Source organism: Frondihabitans sp. VKM Ac-2883 (assembly GCF_015350875.1).
Classification (GTDB): Bacteria; Actinomycetota; Actinomycetes; order Actinomycetales; family Microbacteriaceae; genus Frondihabitans.
Genome location: NZ_JADKSF010000007.1, coordinates 123,742 through 141,151 on the forward strand (window position 1 = coordinate 123,742; position 17,410 = coordinate 141,151).

Consider the following 17,410-nt stretch of genomic DNA (forward strand, 5'->3'; position numbering starts at 1 on the left):
CACGAAGTCGACCGCTCAGGATCCTGCCCGCCGCCGCACCGCGACCGGGTAGGGGCAACAGTGCCTCTCGATATGCCCCGCCGCCCTCCACTACGTTTGCGCCACCCCACCTCCCGCTGGGGCTTCACTTCGGAGGACGACATCGACGAGCATCCGACCACGGTCTGGCCCCCCTCAGCGACCGTGCTGAGCAATCGGACCCTGTGCCCCGCCTGCTTCACGACGCTCGACGGGACGACCTGCCCGCACTGCGGCCTCCGCCTCGTGGGTCCGGTCGCGGCGCGGCTCGCCGATAACTCGGATCGCCTGCTGGCGGCCGACCTCGAACGGCGCGCGCTCATCGACCAGCTGCGACTCGACATGGCTCGTCAAGACGCCGAGGCCGCCGACGAGATCGCCCGGCTGTCGTCGCTGCTGCGCGCCGCCGAGACCGGTGACGCGGAGGCCGCCCCGTCGCCCGCATCGCCGCTACCGTCGCTTCGCCCGCCGACGCCGCCCCGCAGCACCCGACTCGAGAAGACCCCGTCCGGTCGAAGCGGCGTCCAGGTCCTCCTCCTCACCGTCGGCATCGTCCTCGTCTCGGTGACGGCCGTCTTCTTCTCGCTCGTGGCGTTCCTCGTCACGTCGGCGGGGGTCCGCTCGGGCCTGCTGCTGCTCGTGGTCGCCGCCGTGCTCGGCATCGCCACCCGCCTGCACCGTCGCCTCCCGGGAACCGCGGAGGGCCTCGGCGTGCTCGCCGCAGTGCTCCTCGGCCTCGACGGCCTTCTCATCCGCAGCCAGGGGCTTTTCGGATCGGGCCGCCTCGACCCGCTCCTCTTCGTCGGGATCTTCGGCGCAGGATCCGCGGTCGCGCTCCTCGTCACCTCCCGCCTGACCGGCCTCCACTCGCTCGTCCGCGCCTCGCTCGTCGCCCTGCCGCTGGCCGCTCTGGGTCTCGCGTCCGGCCTCGCCGCCGATTCGGCCACCCGGTTCTGGGCGGGCGGGGCCGCCGCGGCCGCCGTCTGGATCGTCCCGACGCTGTTCGACCGGAGCGCAGGATCCCGCACGGCCCGGCTCGCTCGCGACCGCACCGATCGCGCGTGGATCCGGATCACCTCGACCGGCCCGCTGGTCGTCTCCACCCTGGCCGCGTTCGCCGTTCCGAGCGACGCCGCCCTCGGTTTCGTCGTTCCGGTGCTCGTGTCAGCCGGACTGTGGATCGTCCTCGCCGTCCGCGGAGTCACCGGCTCGCGATCGGGGCCGGGTCGATTCGCGTCGGCCGCGGCCGGGGTGAGTCTGGCCTCGCTGCCGTTCGCCGTGGCTGCGCGAGCCGATCTAGAGATTGCTGTCACCTGGATCCTGCCCCTGTCGATCTCTCTCGTCGTGCTCGCCTTCGCGATCGCCTCCCGGGCCGTCTCAGACCGCCGTCCGGTCGTCCGGGCTGCGCTCGCCCGGTCGTCGTGGGCCGCTCTCGTCGTGCTCGCGGTCGTCGCCGCGGTGCTGAGCACCGTGGTCGCCGGCGGTGTCGTCGCGCGACTCGCCGGCTGGTTCGACGGGAAGCCCTTCCTCACCGACCTCGCCGCCGCCTTGCCCGCATCGTCGTCCGGTGACATCCTGCCGCTGTCGGCGCTCGGCCTCGCGCTCGCCCCCCTCGGTGCCGCGACCGCTGTGGCCCTCCTCCGTCCGCGGCCGGCTGTGCGGCGCGCCGTGACGACCACGGCGGAGGCCGTTCTGGCACTCGCACTGGTCGGCGCCGCCCTCTCGACGTCCCTGCCGCTCGGCGACCTCGCCCTGACCGCTCTCGTGGGCGGCCTGGCACTGGCCGCCTTCCGAGACGGGCGCGTCTCGCGCGGCGTCTCCGGCACGACAGTCGTGGTGACCGCCGGTGTGCTCTTCGCGCAGTCCCCTCTGACGCAGCCGCTATGGATCCCCGCGCTGCTTTTGCTCGTGTCTCTCCTCGTCGGGCTCCGCGTGCTGTCGACTCGATCGCTCCCGAAGTCGACCGCCCGGGTCGTCGCACCGCTCGTGACACTGGCCGTCTCGGTCGTGGTCGCGACTGCGGCGTTCAGGATCCCGGCCTGGCTCGCTCCGACCTCCAGCGATCCCGGTGCCCGCGCCGCCACGGCCGCCGTCATCCTCACCGCGATCGCGAGCCTCCTCGTGGTGGCCGCCGCGCCGCTCGTCCCGCTGCTTCGCCGGACTCCGCTGCTCGATCTGCGGGTCGTCTCGGGCACCGCCGTCGTCGCGCTCGCAGGTGCCGGCTTCGTCTTCGGAGCCTCTCCCGCGAGCGCCGGCCTCGGAGCCACGGGGCTGCTCGCCCTGGTCGCCCTCGCGGCGTTCGCGTGGCTGGTCATCCCCGCGCGGGAGCGCGAGGCGGAGCGAGTCTTCGCCGCCGTCGTGACGCCGGCCGCCGCGATCGCCAGCGCCGACCGCCTGCTGACCGCGGGTCCGCTCGGGTTGGAGACGCGCTGGCTGCTCCTCGCGGCCACGGTGCTCGGCCTCGCCCTCGTCTCCCGCCTCCTCTTTCGAGCCTCGACGGACGGCACGCGTTCGCGCCGCTTCGCCTGGGATGCCCCCCTCGTGGCCGCCGGGCTGGTGACCGCGGCCGCCGCGCTGCTCTCGGCGCCCGCGTGGCCGACGCTGGCAGTCCTCGCGATCGCCGCCCTGGTCATCGCGTCGACACCGGGCTCGTCGCCGATTGCCGCGCTGACCGGCGCCCACCTCCGACACCACGTGGCCTGGGCGGCACCCGTGCTCGCGATCACGGCACTGTGGGCGGTACTGGCCGATGCCGGTGTCACCGTCGTCGAGGCCTACTCGCTTCCCCTGGCCGCACTCCTGGCTCTTCTGGCCCTCGGGCTCCCCGCGCTCGCCCTGCGGTTCGCGCACGGCTCGGCCCCTCACCCCGCGCACCCGCACCCGGTCTTCCCCCTGCTCTTCGGCGTCGGTGTCGCCACCGCTCTCCTGCCGTCGATCGTCGCCTCTCCGGAGCGGACTCTGGTTCGACCGATTCTGGTCATCGCCGCGGCTACCCTCGCCGGCATCGCCGCCGCGACCCTCGGCCGCACCCGCGTCGACGTCCGCAACACGCTGGCCTCCGGCTCCGTGGTGGGCATCGTCGCGACCGGTCTGACGATGGCGCTGGGCTCCCCCGCAGCGATCGGCGCAGCCCACCCCGACGCCTGGTCGTCGATAGCGGCCCTTCTCGCGCTGGGAATCGCGGTGCTGTGGTCGCGCGACCGGGGTGTCTCGGTCGACGCCGTGCGGGATCCTCGGCGCCGCCTGACGGCCGTGGCTCCCGCATTCGCCGTGGTGGCCGTGGCCGTGTTCGCCCTTCCCGAGCTCGTTCCGCTTCTCTCGAGTCTTTTCGGCGCGGCCGTCGACTGGCAGCGACCGGTGACCGCCGTCCTCGCTCTCGCCGTCTGCTGTCTGGCCAGCGCGCTCGGCGGCCCGGCTCTCTCGACGAGCCGGATGGCCATTCGCCTTCGTCAGGCGGCCCTCGTGGCCACGTTGGTCCTCGCCGCGGCAGCCCTGCTCGGCGGCCTCACGGCCTCGGTCCCGTTCGAGACGGTGACCGCGCCGGTGGCAGTCGCCGCCCTGGTCTCCGGGATCCTGCGGCTCCGTCGAGATCCGGCCGTGGGCTCGTGGCGCGCCCTCCGATTCGGGCTCCTGGTCCTCCTCCTGCCCGGACTCCTTGCCGACTACATCGACGTTCAGACTCCGCGCCTGGTCGCCGTGGGAGTGCTCGCCGTCGCGAGCCTCCTGGCCGGTGCCCGGCTCCGGCTCCAGGCGCCGCTACTGGTCGGCGGCGGCGTCGCCGTGTTGCACGCGATCGCTCAGCTCTGGCCGGGACTCGTGCTCGTGACGACATCGGTGCCGTGGTGGCTGTGGGCGGGCGTCGGCGGAGTTCTGCTCATCGTGGTCGCCGCGACGTACGAGCGGCGCGTCCGAGATGCGCGAATGGTGGGTCGCACAGTGTCGTCCCTGCGCTGATCGGGAACAAATTGACCCCCTTCGTGATTGAATATGCATACGCATAGAAATGGGGACACCATGGCCACCGCCACCAACCCGGAGCGCGAGCTTCCCGCCCTCGATCCCGCCGCGATCCAGCTCGGCCTCGACACCTTCGGCGACGTGACCGAGACCACCTCGGGCACCCCGCTCGACGGCACTCTGCTCACCCACGCCCAGACCATCCGCAACCTCGTCGACCAGGCCGTCCTCGCCGACGAGGTCGGTCTCGACTTCATCGGCGTCGGCGAGCACCACCGCGTCGACTTCGCAGTCTCGGCCCCCGAGGTCGTGCTTGCGGCCATCGCGGCGAAGACCTCGAGGATCCGACTCGGCTCGGCAGTCACGGTGCTCTCGTCCGACGATCCGGTCCGCGTCTACGAGCGCTTCGCCACCGTCGACGCCCTGTCGAACGGGCGCGCGGAGGTCATCCTCGGCCGCGGATCGTTCACCGAGTCGTTCCCGCTGTTCGGCCTCGACCTGCAGGACTACGAGGTGCTTTTCGAGGAGAAGATCAACCTTTTCGCCGAGCTGCTGAAAGACGCCCCCGTCACCTGGGAGGGCACCAAGCGCGGCGCCCTCACCGACCAGTGGGTCTACCCGCGCCCCGAGAGCGGCACCATCAAGACCTGGGTCGGCGTCGGCGGCAGCCCGCAGTCGGTCATCCGCGCGGCGCACTACGGCCTCCCCCTGTTCCTCGCGATCATCGGCGGCAGCCCGGCCCAGTTCGCGCCCTACTCCGACCTCTACCGTCGAGCCCTCGATCAGTTCGGGCACGCTCCTCAGCCGATCGCCATGCACTCCCCGGGCTTTATCGCGGCCACCGATGCCGAAGCCCTCGAGATCCTCTACCCGTACCAGGAGGCCCAGACGAACCAGCTCGGACGCGAGCGCGGCTGGCCGCCCTATTCGCGCGAGCAGTACCTCTCGACGGCCGGCCCCGAGGGTGCCCTCTACGTGGGATCGCCCGAGACCGTTGCCCGCAAGATCGCGCACAACATGCGCCTGCTCGGAGCGACCCGCTTCGACATGCGCTACAGCATGGGCAGCCTGCCGCACGAGCAGATGATGAAGAGCATCGAGCTCTACGGCCGCGAGGTGGCGCCGATGGTGCGCGAGCTTGTGGCCGAGACGCCCGCGACGGTCGCGATCTGACCCTCCGGCGAATCGAGGCGATCGGGGTCGCCCGAACAGCCGATCCGAAATCGTGCGGGCTCAGCTCAGGGGTTCGATCTGCCAGATGGTGGCCAGGGCGATACCCACGAGGACGATCGCGAACGAGGTGACAGCCAGCAGGTTCAGCCGCCGGTGCTCCACCATCACCGCGATGAACTCGCGGAGGAACGCGCTGGGCACGTAGTAGGTGGCGGTCCGCGAGCCGATCACCTGAGCGTCGCTGCCGATGCTGCGCGCCAGGAAGGCGGTGCGGAGCACGTGGTACTCGTTCGTCACGACGGTCACGGCCCCCGGTCGGTCGATGCGCTCCTGCACGGCGCGCGAGAGCAGCAGGTTCTCTCGCGTGTTCCGTGACTGCGTCTCGGCGTGCACGTCGTCCGGCGACGCCCCCTGCTCGATGAGGTACTCCGCCATGGCGACGCCCTCGGGCCGCGGTTCGTCGGCCCCCTGGCCTCCCGAGGGGATCAGCACCGGATGGCGGCCCGCCTCGCGCTCCGAGCGGTAGAGCCGGAGTGCGCGATCGAGTCGACTGCGCAGGAGCGGAGGCACCTTCCCGCCGATGAGTCCGGAGCCGAGCACGACGATCGCCGCGGGCCTGCCCTTCTTGCGCTTTAGCCCGTACACGACCGAGTACACGGTGAACGAGACGAAGGCGACGCCGAAGTAGAGACCGACCAGCGAGAGGAAGACGAGAAGGCTGCCGGTGACGCGGCTTCCGACCGAGAGGAGCGCGACCGCCACCACCGGCATGGCGAAGATGGCGACCCCGACGACGAGAGACAGGAGGTTGCCGAGGCTGCGGCCCTCCAGTCGAAGCATGGTGATGCCGTTCGCGACGAGTGCCACACCCAGCACCAACACGCTCAAGACCGCCATGACGATCAGGACGTTGACGACCTCCACGACCCATGGCACGACCGGCTCCAGGACGAGCGTCAGTCCGATCACCGTCAGGAACACGGCCGCGACGAGAAAGAGTCCGTTTCTCAGGAGGCGAGCATCTCGGATCCTGAAGACGACATAAAGCACCGCGAATGCGGCCGCGACGAGGAGCACGATCATCGCTCGACCCTACCGGGAAGCCGCAGCGCTAGAACCGAGCGCCACCGAGTACGCCCTGGGCGCCCCTCATCCCGGCATCTGCCGCCAGTCGGCGACCGGGACTCCGCGACAGCGGCCTGAACCACGCAGCGCGGGCGGTCAGTCCGTATTGCGCCGGCGGGCCGCGGCCAGCGCCAGCCCGACACAGACGACGATTCCGATCCCGGCGAGGGCGACTCCGCCCGACGCCTGATCGGCCAGCGGCGCGGGGCCCCAGGTGCGGCCCATCGCGCCGTACCAGTTCGCAAGACGCAGCCCGGAGCCGAGGGCGAGCGCGGCGCCCACGGCACCCACGGCGACGAGCACGACGGCGGCGAGCAGCATCGTGAGCCTCGCCCCCGGTCGCACCGGCACGGGGTCGAGACCGACGATCGACTGGGCGAACAGCCAGCCGACCATCACCAGGCCTGCGATCAGGCAGAAGCGCCCGAGGTCGGTCGTGGCCGTCCAGCGCAGCAGCGGCGACCAGACGACGGCCCAGATCGTCACGGCCAGCAGAGGCCCGCCGACGACGGGGTGGGTAAGCCAGGCGGAGCCGCGCGACTGCACGATGCCGAGCATCCACTCGCGAGGCCCGCGGCTGCCGTCGGTGCGTTTCACGATGGCAAGGAGCGCCAGGGTCCAGGGCGCTGCGCGCACGAGCAGCACCGGAACGACGAAAGCCACGAGCGCGACCTGCACCAGATGCGCACTCATCAGGTACGGCGAGTACACGGCCGGAGCACCGTTCGTCGCGACGACCAAGACGACGAGGCCGAGGATCCAGGCACCCGTCCGCCAGCCCGACCAGGTATCGCCGCGCCGACGCAGCCGGGCCACCCCGATGAGGTAGAACGCCGCGAGGAAGACGGCGCCGAGCAGCCACACCAGGTCGAGGTTCCCTGCCGTCAGCCAGCGGAGGGGCGTGAACTCGGCGGGAAGGCGGGAGTCGGTCAGCACCTCGGCCGGTGTGAGCTGGGCCGTGTCGTTCGCGACCGACTGCGAGACGGGCGTCTGCGTGCGAGCCAGTGCCGCGGCGACTCCGGAGGCGAGGCCGAGGAACGTGATCTCGGCCGTGACGAACCGCCAGAACGGCTTCTGCGTCTGCCGCCCCGCGCTGGTGCCGGCGTTCGATCCGGCCACGCGCTCGATCACGACGCGACGGTGCACGACGCCGAACAGACCGAGGAGGATCAGAAGCACCGCTTTCACCACGACCAGCAGGCCGTACGGCGATCCGAGCTCCGGCCACGAGCCGATCCTGATCTGCGCGCTCACCACACCCGAGACCGCGACGATCACGAAGCAGACGAGAGCGATCGACGAGTACCTCTCGAGCACGATCGAGAGACGGGCCCGCTCGATGACGGGCCGCAGCAGCACGAGGGCGAGGAGTCCGCCGAGCCAGACAGCAGCGCCGATTACATGGAGCCCGAGCGCCGAGACGGCCGCCGCGTGCGAGGCGGTGCCGGCGGCGTGCCCTTGCTGCGCGATCGGCACGAGGGCTCCGGCCGCGATCGCTGCGACGAGGAACACCCCGCCGACCGACCGGACGGCAAAGCACAGTACCGTGACGGTGGCCGCCGTCAGAGTGGAGACCAGCCACGCCAGACCGAGATCGGTGCCGGTGAGGAAGAAGGCGAGCGACTGGCCGAACTTCTCGTCGAGAGCCGGGGCGACTCCCGCGACGCTGAGGAACGTGAAGAACCCGGCGGTGGTCGACGCGAGCGTCCAGAAGAGCGCTCCGACCGACGCGATGTCGAGCGAGCGCTCCCACTCGGGTCGAACGGGCGTGAGCGCGAAGCAGGCCAGCGCCAGGGTGCCGATGGTGAGCGACGCCCCGAGCTCGGTGAGGAACGTCGCGATCGGCAGGCCGAACCGGACGACCGCTCCAGGATCCGACAGCGGCAGCGGTGCCGCGGCCCCGCCGAACATGAGGGCTGCGACGAGGGCGACCAAGCCCGCCGCGACCAGCAGCACCGGGGCAGCGAGTCGGGAGAGGCGGGGCACTCGGAAAGCCTAGGGCGTCCGACTGTGCGACGTGGACGGCTGCGGCGTTAACGGGAAGAGCGGACCACGACCGAAGCCGTGATCCGCTCTTCGCGGGCGCGGAGGTTACTTGACCGAAGCCTTGAGCTTCGAGCCGGCGCTGACCTTGACGCTGTCGCTGGCGGCGATCTCGAGAGCCTCGCCGGTCTGCGGGTTGCGGCCGGTGCGTGCGGCGCGGTGGGTCTTCTCGAAGGCGATCCATCCCGGGATGGTGACCTTGGTGCCGTCAGCGACGTTCTTCGAGACGACGGAGAAGAGAGCGTCGACGACGCCGCTCACTGCAGCCTGGCTCTGGCCCGACTCGGCGGCGACAGCTGCGACGAGCTCGGTGCGGTTCAGTGACTTGTCAGCCATGTGTTGTCCTCCTCGGACACGTTGTGTGTGGCACGCGTACTTCTTTGGGGCAGTCGCCGCGGTGGCGGCGACCGACGGATCTGAGTGGACCCCAGGGGTAAAACCCCTGGGGAACCGCCTCAGAACCTACCAGGAAGACTTCGTGATGCCCGGCAATTCGCCACGGTGAGCCATGTCGCGGAAGCGGACACGGCTGACACCGAACTCATTGAGGTAACCGCGGGGGCGGCCGTCGATGGCGTCGCGGCCACGGACGCGGACCGGCGACGCGTTGCGCGGGAGCTTCTGCAGGCCCACGCGAGCGGCCTCGCGGCTCTCGTCGGTGCCGTTCGGGTCGATCAGAGCCTTCTTCAGCTCCAGTCGCTTCGCCGCGTAGCGAGCAACGATCACTTTGCGCTGGTTGTTCTTCGCAACCATGCTCTTCTTGGCCATGTTTAGCGCTCCTCGCGGAATTCGACGTGCTTGCGGATGACCGGGTCGTACTTCTTCAGCACGAGACGGTCGGGGTTGTTACGACGGTTCTTCTTGGTCACGTACGTGAAACCGGTGCCCGCCGTCGAGCGGAGCTTGATGATCGGACGGACGTCCTGGCTCTTTGCCATTAGATTTTCTCCCCACGTGCGAGGAGGTCTTTGACGACCTTCTCGATGCCGCGAGCATCGATGACCTTGATGCCCTTGGCGCTCAGCGTCAGCGTGACGTTACGGCGCAGCGAAGGCACGTAGTACGTCTTCTTCTGCACGTTCGGGTCGAAACGACGCTTCGTGCGTCGGTGCGAGTGCGAGATGTTGTGCCCGAAGCCGGGAACGGCTCCAGTCACCTGGCAGGTTGCTGCCATGGTTTTCCTCCGTAAATACCGTAGAAGCCCCGCGTTTACACACGGGTTCTACCCAAGGTCACTTGTCGGCACGCTTCGTCTCCGCCACCAGAGCGGCCCGCCACCGAGGTGACAGCGAAGGAGATTCGGCATACATGGGCGCAGATAGCACCCAACCAAACAGCAAGCTTAGACGACACGCCCGGCCTGGGCAACCTGCGCCGAGCACACCGCACACAGCCCGAAGACGTCGACGACGTGGTTCGCCTCGGTGAACCCGTTTTCGGCCGCGACCTGACGCGCCCACTGCTCGACCGGGTCGGCCGAGATCTCGACCGTGGTTCCGCAATTGCGGCAGATGAGGTGATGGTGGTGCGTGCCGGGGGTGCACGCGCGGAACAGGCTCTCGCCGTCCTGCTGCAGGCTGTCGGCCTCGCCCTCCGACTCCAGCGACGACAACGCTCGGTAGACGGTCGCGAGGCCGATCGGCGAACCGCTCTCCCGCAGGGTCGAGTGCAGCGCCTGAGCGCTGACGAATCCGGCTGATGTCGACAGGGCCTCGCGCACGGCCTCGCGCTGCCAGGTGTTGCGCTTCATGAGGGCACCCTTTCGTTCACTGCGGCGGCGGGTCGAGGTGCGAGCCGAGCCGTCGGATCCTTCGTTCTGCGCCCGCCGTGACGCTCGCGTCGGCCGCCGACGAGGCGGCACACCAGCCAGATCGTGAACGAGATCGTCGTCACGTAGGGCGAGATCGGCAGGCCGCCCCCGAGGGCGAGCAGGATGCCGCCGACGACCGAGACGACGGCGAACACCGTGCTCAGCACCGGCACCCAGAACGGAGAGACGGTGATCCGCAGGGCTGCGGCGGCCGGCGTCACGAGCAGCGACAGCACGAGCAGAGCGCCGACGATCTGCACCGAGACGGCCACCGACAACCCGAGCGCGAGCATGAAGACGATCGACAGGGTGCGGACCGGGACACCGGCTGCGGCCGCGACGTCCGGATCGACGCTCGCGAAGGTGAGCGGCCGCCAGACGACGATCAGCGTGACGATCACGATCGCCGAGATCGCCAGCAACCAGCCGAGCTGTGGATTGTCGACCGAGACGATCTGGCCGGTCAGCAGACCGAACTTGTTGGCCGACCGCCCCTGATAGAGGGCGAGCGCGAGAATGCCGAGCCCCAACCCGAACGGCATGAGCACGGCGATGATCGAGTTCCGCTCCCGTGCCCGACTGCCCAGCAGGCCGATCAGGAGGGCGGCAAGCACACTTCCGATGAGCGAGCCGGTCACCACGTTGATGCCCAGCAGGAGAGCGATCGATGCGCCGGCGAATGAGAGCTCGCTGATGCCGTGCACGGCGAAGGGCAGGTTGCGGGTGATGACGAACGGCCCGATGAGCCCGCCGACGATGCCGAGCACGGCTCCGGCGATGATCGAGTTGCGCACGAGCACGACGAGCTCGCCGAAGTTCTCGAACGAGAGGATGTGAGTGAGGATGTCGGCGTTCACCGCACGGGCCCTTCTGGGTCGAGGTCGTCGCCGTGGTCAGCGTGGTGGCCGTGGCCGTCGTGGTCGTGGGCGGCGTCGTTGCTGCCGACGATCACGATGCGCCCCATCGTGCGCACGACATCGACCGGGGTGCCGTACAGCGCGCTCAGCACGTCGGCCTGGAGCACCTCGTCGGGAGTGCCGATCGTGAAGCGCCCGCCGGCGATGTAGACCACCCGATCGACGGCGTCGAGAATCGGGTTCACGTCGTGCGTCACGAAGACCACCGCGGCACCCGTCTTGCGACGTTGCTCGTCGATCAGGTCGGTGACGCCGCGCTGATGGCGCAGGTCGAGTGAGATGAGCGGCTCGTCGCAGAGCAGAAGCGCAGGATCCGAAGCCAGCGCCTGCCCCACCCGCGCCCGCTGCTGCTCTCCGCCCGAGAGCGAGGCCACCGGGGCCAGCGCGAAGTCGGTTGCGCCGACCTCGGCGACGAGGGCGTCGACGCGCTCCCGTTCGGCACGGGACTCACGCCGCAGGCCCCAGCGGTGGCCCGTGATACCGAGCGCGATCATGTCGCGTGCGCGGAGCGGAGTGCCCGACTCCATCAATCGCTGCTGCGGGATGTAGCCGATCCTCCGATGCCCGCGGCGGACCGGCCGACCGAGGAACTCGGCCGTCCCCGCCGTGAGCTCCTGCTGCCCGAGGATCGCCTTGAGCAGCGTCGTCTTGCCGGCACCGTTCGGGCCCAGCACGGCGACGAACTCGCCGGGCTCGACGTCGAGGTCGAGCCCGGACCAGAGTTCGCGGTCGCCGAAGCGCAGGCTGGCGCCCCGGAGACTGAGGACGGGCGTCACTGCTGGGTCACTGTCACTGGGCGAGCGCCGCCTTGACCGCGTCGATGTTGCTCTGCTGCCAGGTCTGGTAGTCGTCGCCCTTCGGCAAGGTCTCGGTCACCGGGACGACGGGAACGCCCGCGGTCTCGGCCGCCTTCTGCACCTGCTCGGTCTCAGGGCTTCCGGCCTGCTCGTTGTAGGCGAGCAGGGCGACCTTCTTGCCGGTCATCAGCTTCAGCGTGTCGTTGAGGGCCGACGGCGGCACGTCTTCGCCCTCCTCGACCGCCTCCGAGAACGCACCCGGCGTGGCATTCTTCAGGCCGATCGCGTCGAACAGGTAGCCGGGCACCGGCTCGGTGTAGGCGACGGCATCGCCGTCGTAGGTCTTCTTCAGCGCAGCCGTCTGCGCCTCGAGCTTCTCCATCGCCGTATTGAACGTCACCGCGTTGTTGAAGAACGTTTTCGACTCGTCGGGGTTCGCCGTCGACAGGTCGGTGGCGATCCTGTTGGCGAGCTTCGACATGGTCGGATAATCGTAGAACACGTGCTCGTTGAGCTCGCCGTCGCTCGAGGTGAAGCCGGAGACCTTCACCGCGTTGAGAAGCGTCGCCTTGCTGTTCGTCGACGAGCGCATGGTGTCGACGTAGTCGTCGTAGCCGCCGCCGTTCTCGATGATGAGGTCGGCCTTCGAGATCGCCAGCTGCGTCTGGGCGTCGGCCTCGAAGCCGTGCGGGTCTTGGTTCGGGTTCGACAGGATGCTGGTGACGGTGACCGAGGATCCTCCGATCTGCTTTGCGATGTCGCCGTAGACGTTCGTGGACGCGACGACCTTGATCGTGCTGTCGTCCGGTGCGGCACCACCCGAGGCGGAGCAGCCGGCGAGCGCGAGCGCTCCCGTGGTGGCGAGGGCGAGCAGAGGCACAAGGCGGCGGGTTTTCACATTCCCGACGCTACCTCTAAACGATAATCATTGTCAAAAGGCCGGCACCGAAGTACCAAAGGGAGGCGACCACAGAATGACGATGTGACATATCCAGGGCTTCTAGCCTCGGTGCCATGAACGCATCCGAATTCATCGCCCGCACCTCGGGCCTCACCAAGTCCTACGGCTCGGACGACAACGCCGTCCACGCCCTCTCCGACGTCACCGTCGGCTTCCGCACAGGCGAGTTCACGGCCGTCATGGGCCCCTCCGGGTCGGGAAAGTCCACCCTGATGCACATCCTCGCCGGGCTCGACTCCGCGACCAGCGGGTCAGTGCACCTGGGCTCGACCGACATCACACGACTGAAGGACGACGAACTGACCCTGCTCCGGCGTCGTCGGATCGGCTTCGTCTTCCAGGCGTTCAACCTCGTCCCCACCCTCGACGTCCGCAGCAACATCCTGCTGCCCTTCGATCTCGACGGCCGCAAGCCCACCGCTGACGAGAGCGCCTGGATCGACCGCCTCCTCGACATCCTCGAGCTGACACCCCGCGTGACACATCGACCGCATGAGCTCAGCGGCGGCCAGCAGCAGCGCGTCGCGATCGCCCGAGCCCTGGCGTCCCGCCCCGAACTCATCTTCGCCGACGAGCCCACGGGCAACCTCGACTCCCGCACCGGCCGCGAAGTGCTCACCCTCCTGTCGGCCGCCTCGCGCGACTTCGGCCAGAGCATCGCCATGGTCACCCACGACCCCGTCGCCGCGAGCTACGCGGATCGCGTTCTCATTCTGGCCGACGGCCGTATCGTCAGGGAGCTCGGACACTCCAGCGCCGAAGAGATCTCGCGCATCATGCTGAGCCTGGAGCGTGCCGCGTGATCGCCGCCCTTGCCCGCGACCACCGGGCCACGATCCTCGTCACGGCCCTCGGTTCAGCCTTCGGCGTCGTACTCCTCGGTACCGTGTCGCTTCTCAACCAGATCAGCCGGGTGACTCACCCCGGCCTCAGCACGTCCGACGACGGCACAGCGATTCTGCAGATGATGGCGGCGGTGTTCCTGACACTGTCGATCTACGTCGGCGCGATAGTCACCGCCAACACCTTCTCCACGATCATCGCGGGGCGCACCTCCCGCATCGCGCTGATGCGCCTCCTCGGCGACACGGCTCGCTCCCAGCGCCGTGCCGTCGTCCGGGAGAGCCTCGCCGTCGGCGTGATCGGATCCGCGCTGGGCGCCGTCTCAGGACTCGTCCTCGAGGTCGCATTCATCAGGATCCTGGTCTTCCGCGACCTGGCCCCCGAGGCGACGTACTCGTACGTCGACGCCGCCATGCTCTTCCCCGTCGTCGCCGTCGTGGTCGCCACGGTCCTCGCCGGCCGGGTGGGCTCGCGGAACGTGCTCCGAGTCAGCCCGATGGAGGCGACCTCGAGTGCGCAGGAGGCGTCGCCTGAGGAGACGACATCGCGCCGCGGACGACACGTCGTCGCACTCGTGGCCATGGTCGCCGGTGTCGCCCTGCTGGCCCTCGGCATCGTCGTCGGGCTGGTCTCCCCCGGCGGTGTCCTGATCGGGCTGGTCGGCGGGATCCTCTCGTTCTCGGGCCTCGTCGCCGCTGCCGACATCGTCATGCCAGCCTGCCTGCGAGCGGCCGGCCGGCTGCTGGGCCGGAGCGCACCCGCCCGCCTGGCCGCGGCCAACGCGGTGCGCCACCCCGACCGCAGCGCCCGGTCGACCATCGGAATGGTCGTCGGAGTGACGCTCGTCACCACATTCGCAGTGACGTTGACCTCCCTCGAGAAGTCGATCATCGCCGCAGGCTCCTCGCCCGACAGCTTCACGCCGATCATCGTCGTCTTCACGTGTCTCACCGGCTTCTCGGCCATCATCGCGGCCGTCGGGATGGTGAACACGCTCTCGCTCAGCGTGCACCAGCGCCGTCGCGAGCTCGGCCTGCTGCGAACGCTCGGCTTCACCAGGCGCCAGGTCCGCCGCATGATCCTGGCCGAGTCAGCGCAGATGGCGATCACCTCCGTCGGCGTCGGTCTTCTGCTCGGCACGTTCTACGGCTGGTGCGGGGCGCAGGCGACCCTCGGCTCCGTCACCGGCTCCATCGTCGCCCCGTCCGTTCCGCTCCCCCTCATTCTCGGCCTCGCCGTCGGGGCCTTCGCCCTCGCCGCCCTGGCCTCGCTCGCCCCCTCTCGCCGAGCCACCCGCGTGAGTCCGGTCGAGGCCCTCCGCGTCGCCTGAATTATCCCCACCCCAGAGATAACCACCTAGAGAGAAAGTCACACCTCATGAAGAAGCCAGTCGTCATCACATTCATCTCCCTCTCCGTGGTCGCCGTCGCCGCCGCCGGCATCGGCGCGTTCAGCCTGCGGGGCGTGATCGACGAGGTCCTCACCCACGAGAAGGAGGTCACCGCCTCCGACATCCCCGCTTTCGAGAAGTTCCGCGAGGCGGACGGCCCGATGCTCCCCACCAAGCAGCCCGCCTGGATGGCCGACGACGCCACCGACATCCGCCTCCGGTTCGACACGACTGACAAGCCGGGATGGGACATCCGCTTCGACTCGGCGACGGGGCTGACTCCGGAGCTTCTTGCGACGAGCCACTGCAAGCCCGTCACAGAGGCCGCCCCGCCCGCACTGAAGGTCGACTGGATCCCCGCGTCGATCGACGCGCAGAACTACTACTGCGCCGACGACTTCCGCTACATCGCCCAGAAGGGCGACACCGTCTACGGCTGGAAGAGCGCCGAGTTGAAGCCAACCCCTCGGTCCTGAGCCCACCCTGGTACCCGAGTACGACCAACCTCGCTAGCCTCGCACAATTGTGTAACATTTCAGATTGATTTACGGTTGACCCCATGATCGAAGCAACCTCCCTCACCAAGACCTACGGTGACAAGACCGCGGTCGACGGCATCAGCTTCACCGTCGAGCCCGGCTACGTCACCGGCTTCCTCGGCCCCAACGGCTCGGGCAAGTCCACCACCATGCGCATGATCGTCGGCCTCGACCGCCCCACCTCGGGTCGTGTCACCGTCAACGGCAAGCCCTACGCCGACCACTCGGCGCCCCTGACCGAGGTCGGGATCCTGCTCGACGCCAAGGCCGCCCACCCGGCCCGCAGCGCCCGCAACCACCTCCGCTGCATCGCCCGCACGCACGGCATCTCGAACCGCCGCGTCGACGAGGTCATCTCCATGACCGGCTTGGACAGCGTCGCCGGAAAACGCGTCGGCAAGTTCTCGCTCGGCATGGGTCAGCGCGTCGGAATCGCCGGCGCACTGCTCGGCGATCCGCAGACGGTCATCCTCGACGAACCCGTCAACGGCCTCGACCCCGAGGGTGTCCAGTGGGTTCGCTCCCTTTGCCGATCACTCGCCGCCGAAGGCCGTGCCGTGCTGCTGTCGAGCCATTTGATGGACGAGATGGCCAAGACGGCCGATCGAGTCGTCGTGCTCGGCCGGGGTCGAGTGATCGCCAACGCCTCGATGGACGACATCATCGCCGGATCCGGCGGGGAGACCATACGGGTGCGGAGCACCGACCTCGACCGTCTCTCCCAGGCCCTCAGCCCGCTCGGCGCGACCCTCGCGCGCACCTCGGCCGACTCCGCCGAGGTGACCGGCTCCACGGCGGAGCAGATCGCCCGTATCGCGGCCGCTGACGGAATCGTGCTGTTCGAGATCACGACCGTCCGGGCATCGCTCGAAGAGGCGTTCTTCGCGCTCACCCATGATGCGGTCGAGTACCGCACCTCGAATCACGCAGACACGGAGAACGCACGATGAGCACCACGGCCCCCAGTTCCCTCCGCCGATCGTCGGCGATGCGCGCGACTCCGCGCTGGTCGTTCGGCCGCGTGGTCTCGTCGGAGTTCACCAAACTCCGCACCCTGCGCTCGACCCTCGTCATCGCGATCGTGATGGTCGGCATCTCGGCCGGCTTCGCAGCTCTCCTCGCCGCCACCTGGGGAGAAATCCCCGCGGTCGCCTCATCGGAGGGCGCCTACGCCTCGGCAACCGGATCCTCGGTCAGCTTCGCGCAACTGGTGATCGGAGTCCTCGCCGTCCTCATCGTGTCGAACGAGTACACGACGAACATGATCCAGTCGACATTCGCGGCGAGCCCGAAGCGCGCGCCGGTGCTGGCCGCGAAGCTGGTCGTCGCCGTCGTCACGACGGTGCTCCTCTCGCTCGTCTCGTCTCTCGTCAGCTTCGCGCTGGTCAGCCTCATCTTCGGCGGCCGCGGCGTGACCGCATCCCTGCTCGACACCGAGGTGATGGGATCCCTGATCGGATCGGCTCTCTATCTGGTGACGGTGGCGCTCTTCTCGACGGCGGTTGCAAGCATCGTGCGCAACTCCGCTGCGGGAATCGCCATCATGACCGGCGTCTTCTTCGTGATCCCGGTCGTCGGCGAGCTCCTGGCTTTCGGAACCGTCCACCCGAGCGACTACTTCCTGGGGTACGCCGCGCAGAGCGTCTCCTCGAGCCTCTGGCAAGAGGGCGTGCCACACGTCGGCCTCAACGTCCTGCTGACGATGGTCTGGCTCATCGCACCCACGGTCGTCGCATTCGCGCTCATCAAGAAACGAGACGCCTGACGCGTCGGCCTCGCCACGGCTTTCACCCCGGAGAAGGCCGTGGCCGGCCGCGCTCGAGGCGTACCCTTACTC

17 protein-coding genes are annotated in these 17,410 nt (G+C 69.2%); 7 read left to right on the forward strand and 10 right to left on the reverse strand.

The features are described 5' to 3' along the window. Positions 1-60 precede the first annotated feature (60 nt). Both ITJ49_RS13620 and ITJ49_RS13625 read left to right on the forward strand, forming a co-directional pair. On the forward strand, positions 61-3,972 hold the full coding sequence (locus ITJ49_RS13620) for an SCO7613 C-terminal domain-containing membrane protein (protein ID WP_194606157.1): 3,912 nt from the start codon (positions 61-63) through the stop codon (positions 3,970-3,972). A gap of 60 nt (positions 3,973-4,032) precedes the next feature. After that, complete coding sequence (locus ITJ49_RS13625) at positions 4,033-5,148, forward strand: LLM class flavin-dependent oxidoreductase (RefSeq protein ID WP_194606158.1); 1,116 nt, start codon at positions 4,033-4,035, stop codon at positions 5,146-5,148. A gap of 60 nt (positions 5,149-5,208) precedes the next feature. Here ITJ49_RS13625 and ITJ49_RS13630 read toward each other — a convergent pair whose 3' ends face one another. The 10 genes from ITJ49_RS13630 to ITJ49_RS13675 form a co-directional block, all read right to left on the reverse strand. Next, positions 5,209-6,231, reverse strand: coding sequence for a YdcF family protein (locus ITJ49_RS13630; RefSeq protein ID WP_194606159.1), 1,023 nt, complete (start codon positions 6,229-6,231; stop codon positions 5,209-5,211). A 138-nt stretch (positions 6,232-6,369) separates the two neighbouring features. Further along, the gene (locus tag ITJ49_RS13635; RefSeq protein WP_194606160.1) at positions 6,370-8,259 is read right to left on the reverse strand and encodes a cytochrome c oxidase assembly protein; all 1,890 of its coding nucleotides are present in this window, start codon (positions 8,257-8,259) and stop codon (positions 6,370-6,372) included. A 105-nt stretch (positions 8,260-8,364) separates the two neighbouring features. After that, complete coding sequence (locus ITJ49_RS13640) at positions 8,365-8,652, reverse strand: HU family DNA-binding protein (protein ID WP_055961452.1); 288 nt, start codon at positions 8,650-8,652, stop codon at positions 8,365-8,367. Positions 8,653-8,778: 126 nt separating this feature from the next. Beyond that, on the reverse strand, positions 8,779-9,084 hold the full coding sequence (gene rpsN / locus ITJ49_RS13645; RefSeq protein ID WP_194606161.1) for a 30S ribosomal protein S14: 306 nt from the start codon (positions 9,082-9,084) through the stop codon (positions 8,779-8,781). Positions 9,085-9,086: 2 nt separating this feature from the next. Next, entirely contained in the window at positions 9,087-9,254 is a 168-nt protein-coding gene (rpmG, locus tag ITJ49_RS13650) for a 50S ribosomal protein L33 (protein ID WP_055961458.1), read from the reverse strand. Continuing rightward, positions 9,254-9,490, reverse strand: a complete 237-nt coding sequence (gene rpmB, locus ITJ49_RS13655) for a 50S ribosomal protein L28 (RefSeq protein ID WP_055961461.1) — start codon at positions 9,488-9,490, stop codon at positions 9,254-9,256. Before rpmB ends, rpmG begins: the two co-directional genes overlap by 1 nt. 168 nt (positions 9,491-9,658) lie before the next feature. Beyond that, the gene (locus ITJ49_RS13660; protein ID WP_055961464.1) at positions 9,659-10,066 is read right to left on the reverse strand and encodes a Fur family transcriptional regulator; all 408 of its coding nucleotides are present in this window, start codon (positions 10,064-10,066) and stop codon (positions 9,659-9,661) included. Beyond that, a complete protein-coding gene (locus ITJ49_RS13665; protein WP_194606162.1) occupies positions 10,063-10,983 on the reverse strand; it encodes a metal ABC transporter permease in 921 nt (306 codons plus the stop codon). The genes ITJ49_RS13660 and ITJ49_RS13665 overlap by 4 nt, the downstream gene beginning before the upstream one ends. Beyond that, the gene (locus ITJ49_RS13670) at positions 10,980-11,819 is read right to left on the reverse strand and encodes a metal ABC transporter ATP-binding protein (protein WP_194606163.1); all 840 of its coding nucleotides are present in this window, start codon (positions 11,817-11,819) and stop codon (positions 10,980-10,982) included. The genes ITJ49_RS13665 and ITJ49_RS13670 overlap by 4 nt, the downstream gene beginning before the upstream one ends. Positions 11,820-11,832: 13 nt before the next feature. After that, positions 11,833-12,738: a metal ABC transporter solute-binding protein, Zn/Mn family gene (locus tag ITJ49_RS13675; protein ID WP_194606164.1), complete on the reverse strand. Its 906-nt coding sequence runs from the start codon at positions 12,736-12,738 to the stop codon at positions 11,833-11,835. A 116-nt stretch (positions 12,739-12,854) separates the two neighbouring features. Here ITJ49_RS13675 and ITJ49_RS13680 point away from each other — a divergent pair, with 116 nt between their 5' ends. From ITJ49_RS13680 to ITJ49_RS13700, 5 genes are all read left to right on the forward strand, one after another. Then, positions 12,855-13,604: an ABC transporter ATP-binding protein gene (locus ITJ49_RS13680; RefSeq protein WP_194606165.1), complete on the forward strand. Its 750-nt coding sequence runs from the start codon at positions 12,855-12,857 to the stop codon at positions 13,602-13,604. Beyond that, positions 13,601-14,974 carry an ABC transporter permease gene (locus ITJ49_RS13685; RefSeq protein ID WP_194606166.1) on the forward strand — a complete coding sequence of 458 codons (1,374 nt, stop codon included), beginning with the start codon at positions 13,601-13,603 and terminating at the stop codon, positions 14,972-14,974. The genes ITJ49_RS13680 and ITJ49_RS13685 overlap by 4 nt, the downstream gene beginning before the upstream one ends. A gap of 47 nt (positions 14,975-15,021) precedes the next feature. After that, positions 15,022-15,510 (forward strand): hypothetical protein, encoded by a 489-nt coding sequence (locus ITJ49_RS13690; RefSeq protein WP_194606167.1) that lies wholly within the window; start codon positions 15,022-15,024, stop codon positions 15,508-15,510. Positions 15,511-15,593: 83 nt separating this feature from the next. Then, entirely contained in the window at positions 15,594-16,523 is a 930-nt protein-coding gene (locus ITJ49_RS13695; protein ID WP_194606168.1) for an ABC transporter ATP-binding protein, read from the forward strand. Then, positions 16,520-17,338, forward strand: coding sequence for an ABC transporter permease (locus ITJ49_RS13700; RefSeq protein WP_194606169.1), 819 nt, complete (start codon positions 16,520-16,522; stop codon positions 17,336-17,338). Before ITJ49_RS13695 ends, ITJ49_RS13700 begins: the two co-directional genes overlap by 4 nt. The last annotated feature ends 72 nt before the right edge of the window (positions 17,339-17,410 follow it).

Excerpts from the sequence above, each read along its gene's own strand:
- ITJ49_RS13625 (WP_194606158.1), top strand. The coding sequence starts at position 4,033 with ATGGCCACCGCCACCAACCCGGAGCGCGAGCTTCCCGCCCTCGATCCC.
- ITJ49_RS13630 (WP_194606159.1), bottom strand. The coding sequence starts at position 6,231 with ATGATCGTGCTCCTCGTCGCGGCCGCATTCGCGGTGCTTTATGTCGTC.
- ITJ49_RS13640 (WP_055961452.1), bottom strand. The coding sequence starts at position 8,652 with ATGGCTGACAAGTCACTGAACCGCACCGAGCTCGTCGCAGCTGTCGCC.
- rpsN (WP_194606161.1), bottom strand. The coding sequence starts at position 9,084 with ATGGCCAAGAAGAGCATGGTTGCGAAGAACAACCAGCGCAAAGTGATC.
- rpmG (WP_055961458.1), bottom strand. The coding sequence starts at position 9,254 with ATGGCAAAGAGCCAGGACGTCCGTCCGATCATCAAGCTCCGCTCGACG.
- rpmB (WP_055961461.1), bottom strand. The coding sequence starts at position 9,490 with ATGGCAGCAACCTGCCAGGTGACTGGAGCCGTTCCCGGCTTCGGGCAC.
- ITJ49_RS13660 (WP_055961464.1), bottom strand. The coding sequence starts at position 10,066 with ATGAAGCGCAACACCTGGCAGCGCGAGGCCGTGCGCGAGGCCCTGTCG.
- ITJ49_RS13680 (WP_194606165.1), top strand. The coding sequence starts at position 12,855 with ATGAACGCATCCGAATTCATCGCCCGCACCTCGGGCCTCACCAAGTCC.
- ITJ49_RS13690 (WP_194606167.1), top strand. The coding sequence starts at position 15,022 with ATGAAGAAGCCAGTCGTCATCACATTCATCTCCCTCTCCGTGGTCGCC.
- ITJ49_RS13695 (WP_194606168.1), top strand. The coding sequence starts at position 15,594 with ATGATCGAAGCAACCTCCCTCACCAAGACCTACGGTGACAAGACCGCG.
- ITJ49_RS13700 (WP_194606169.1), top strand. The coding sequence starts at position 16,520 with ATGAGCACCACGGCCCCCAGTTCCCTCCGCCGATCGTCGGCGATGCGC.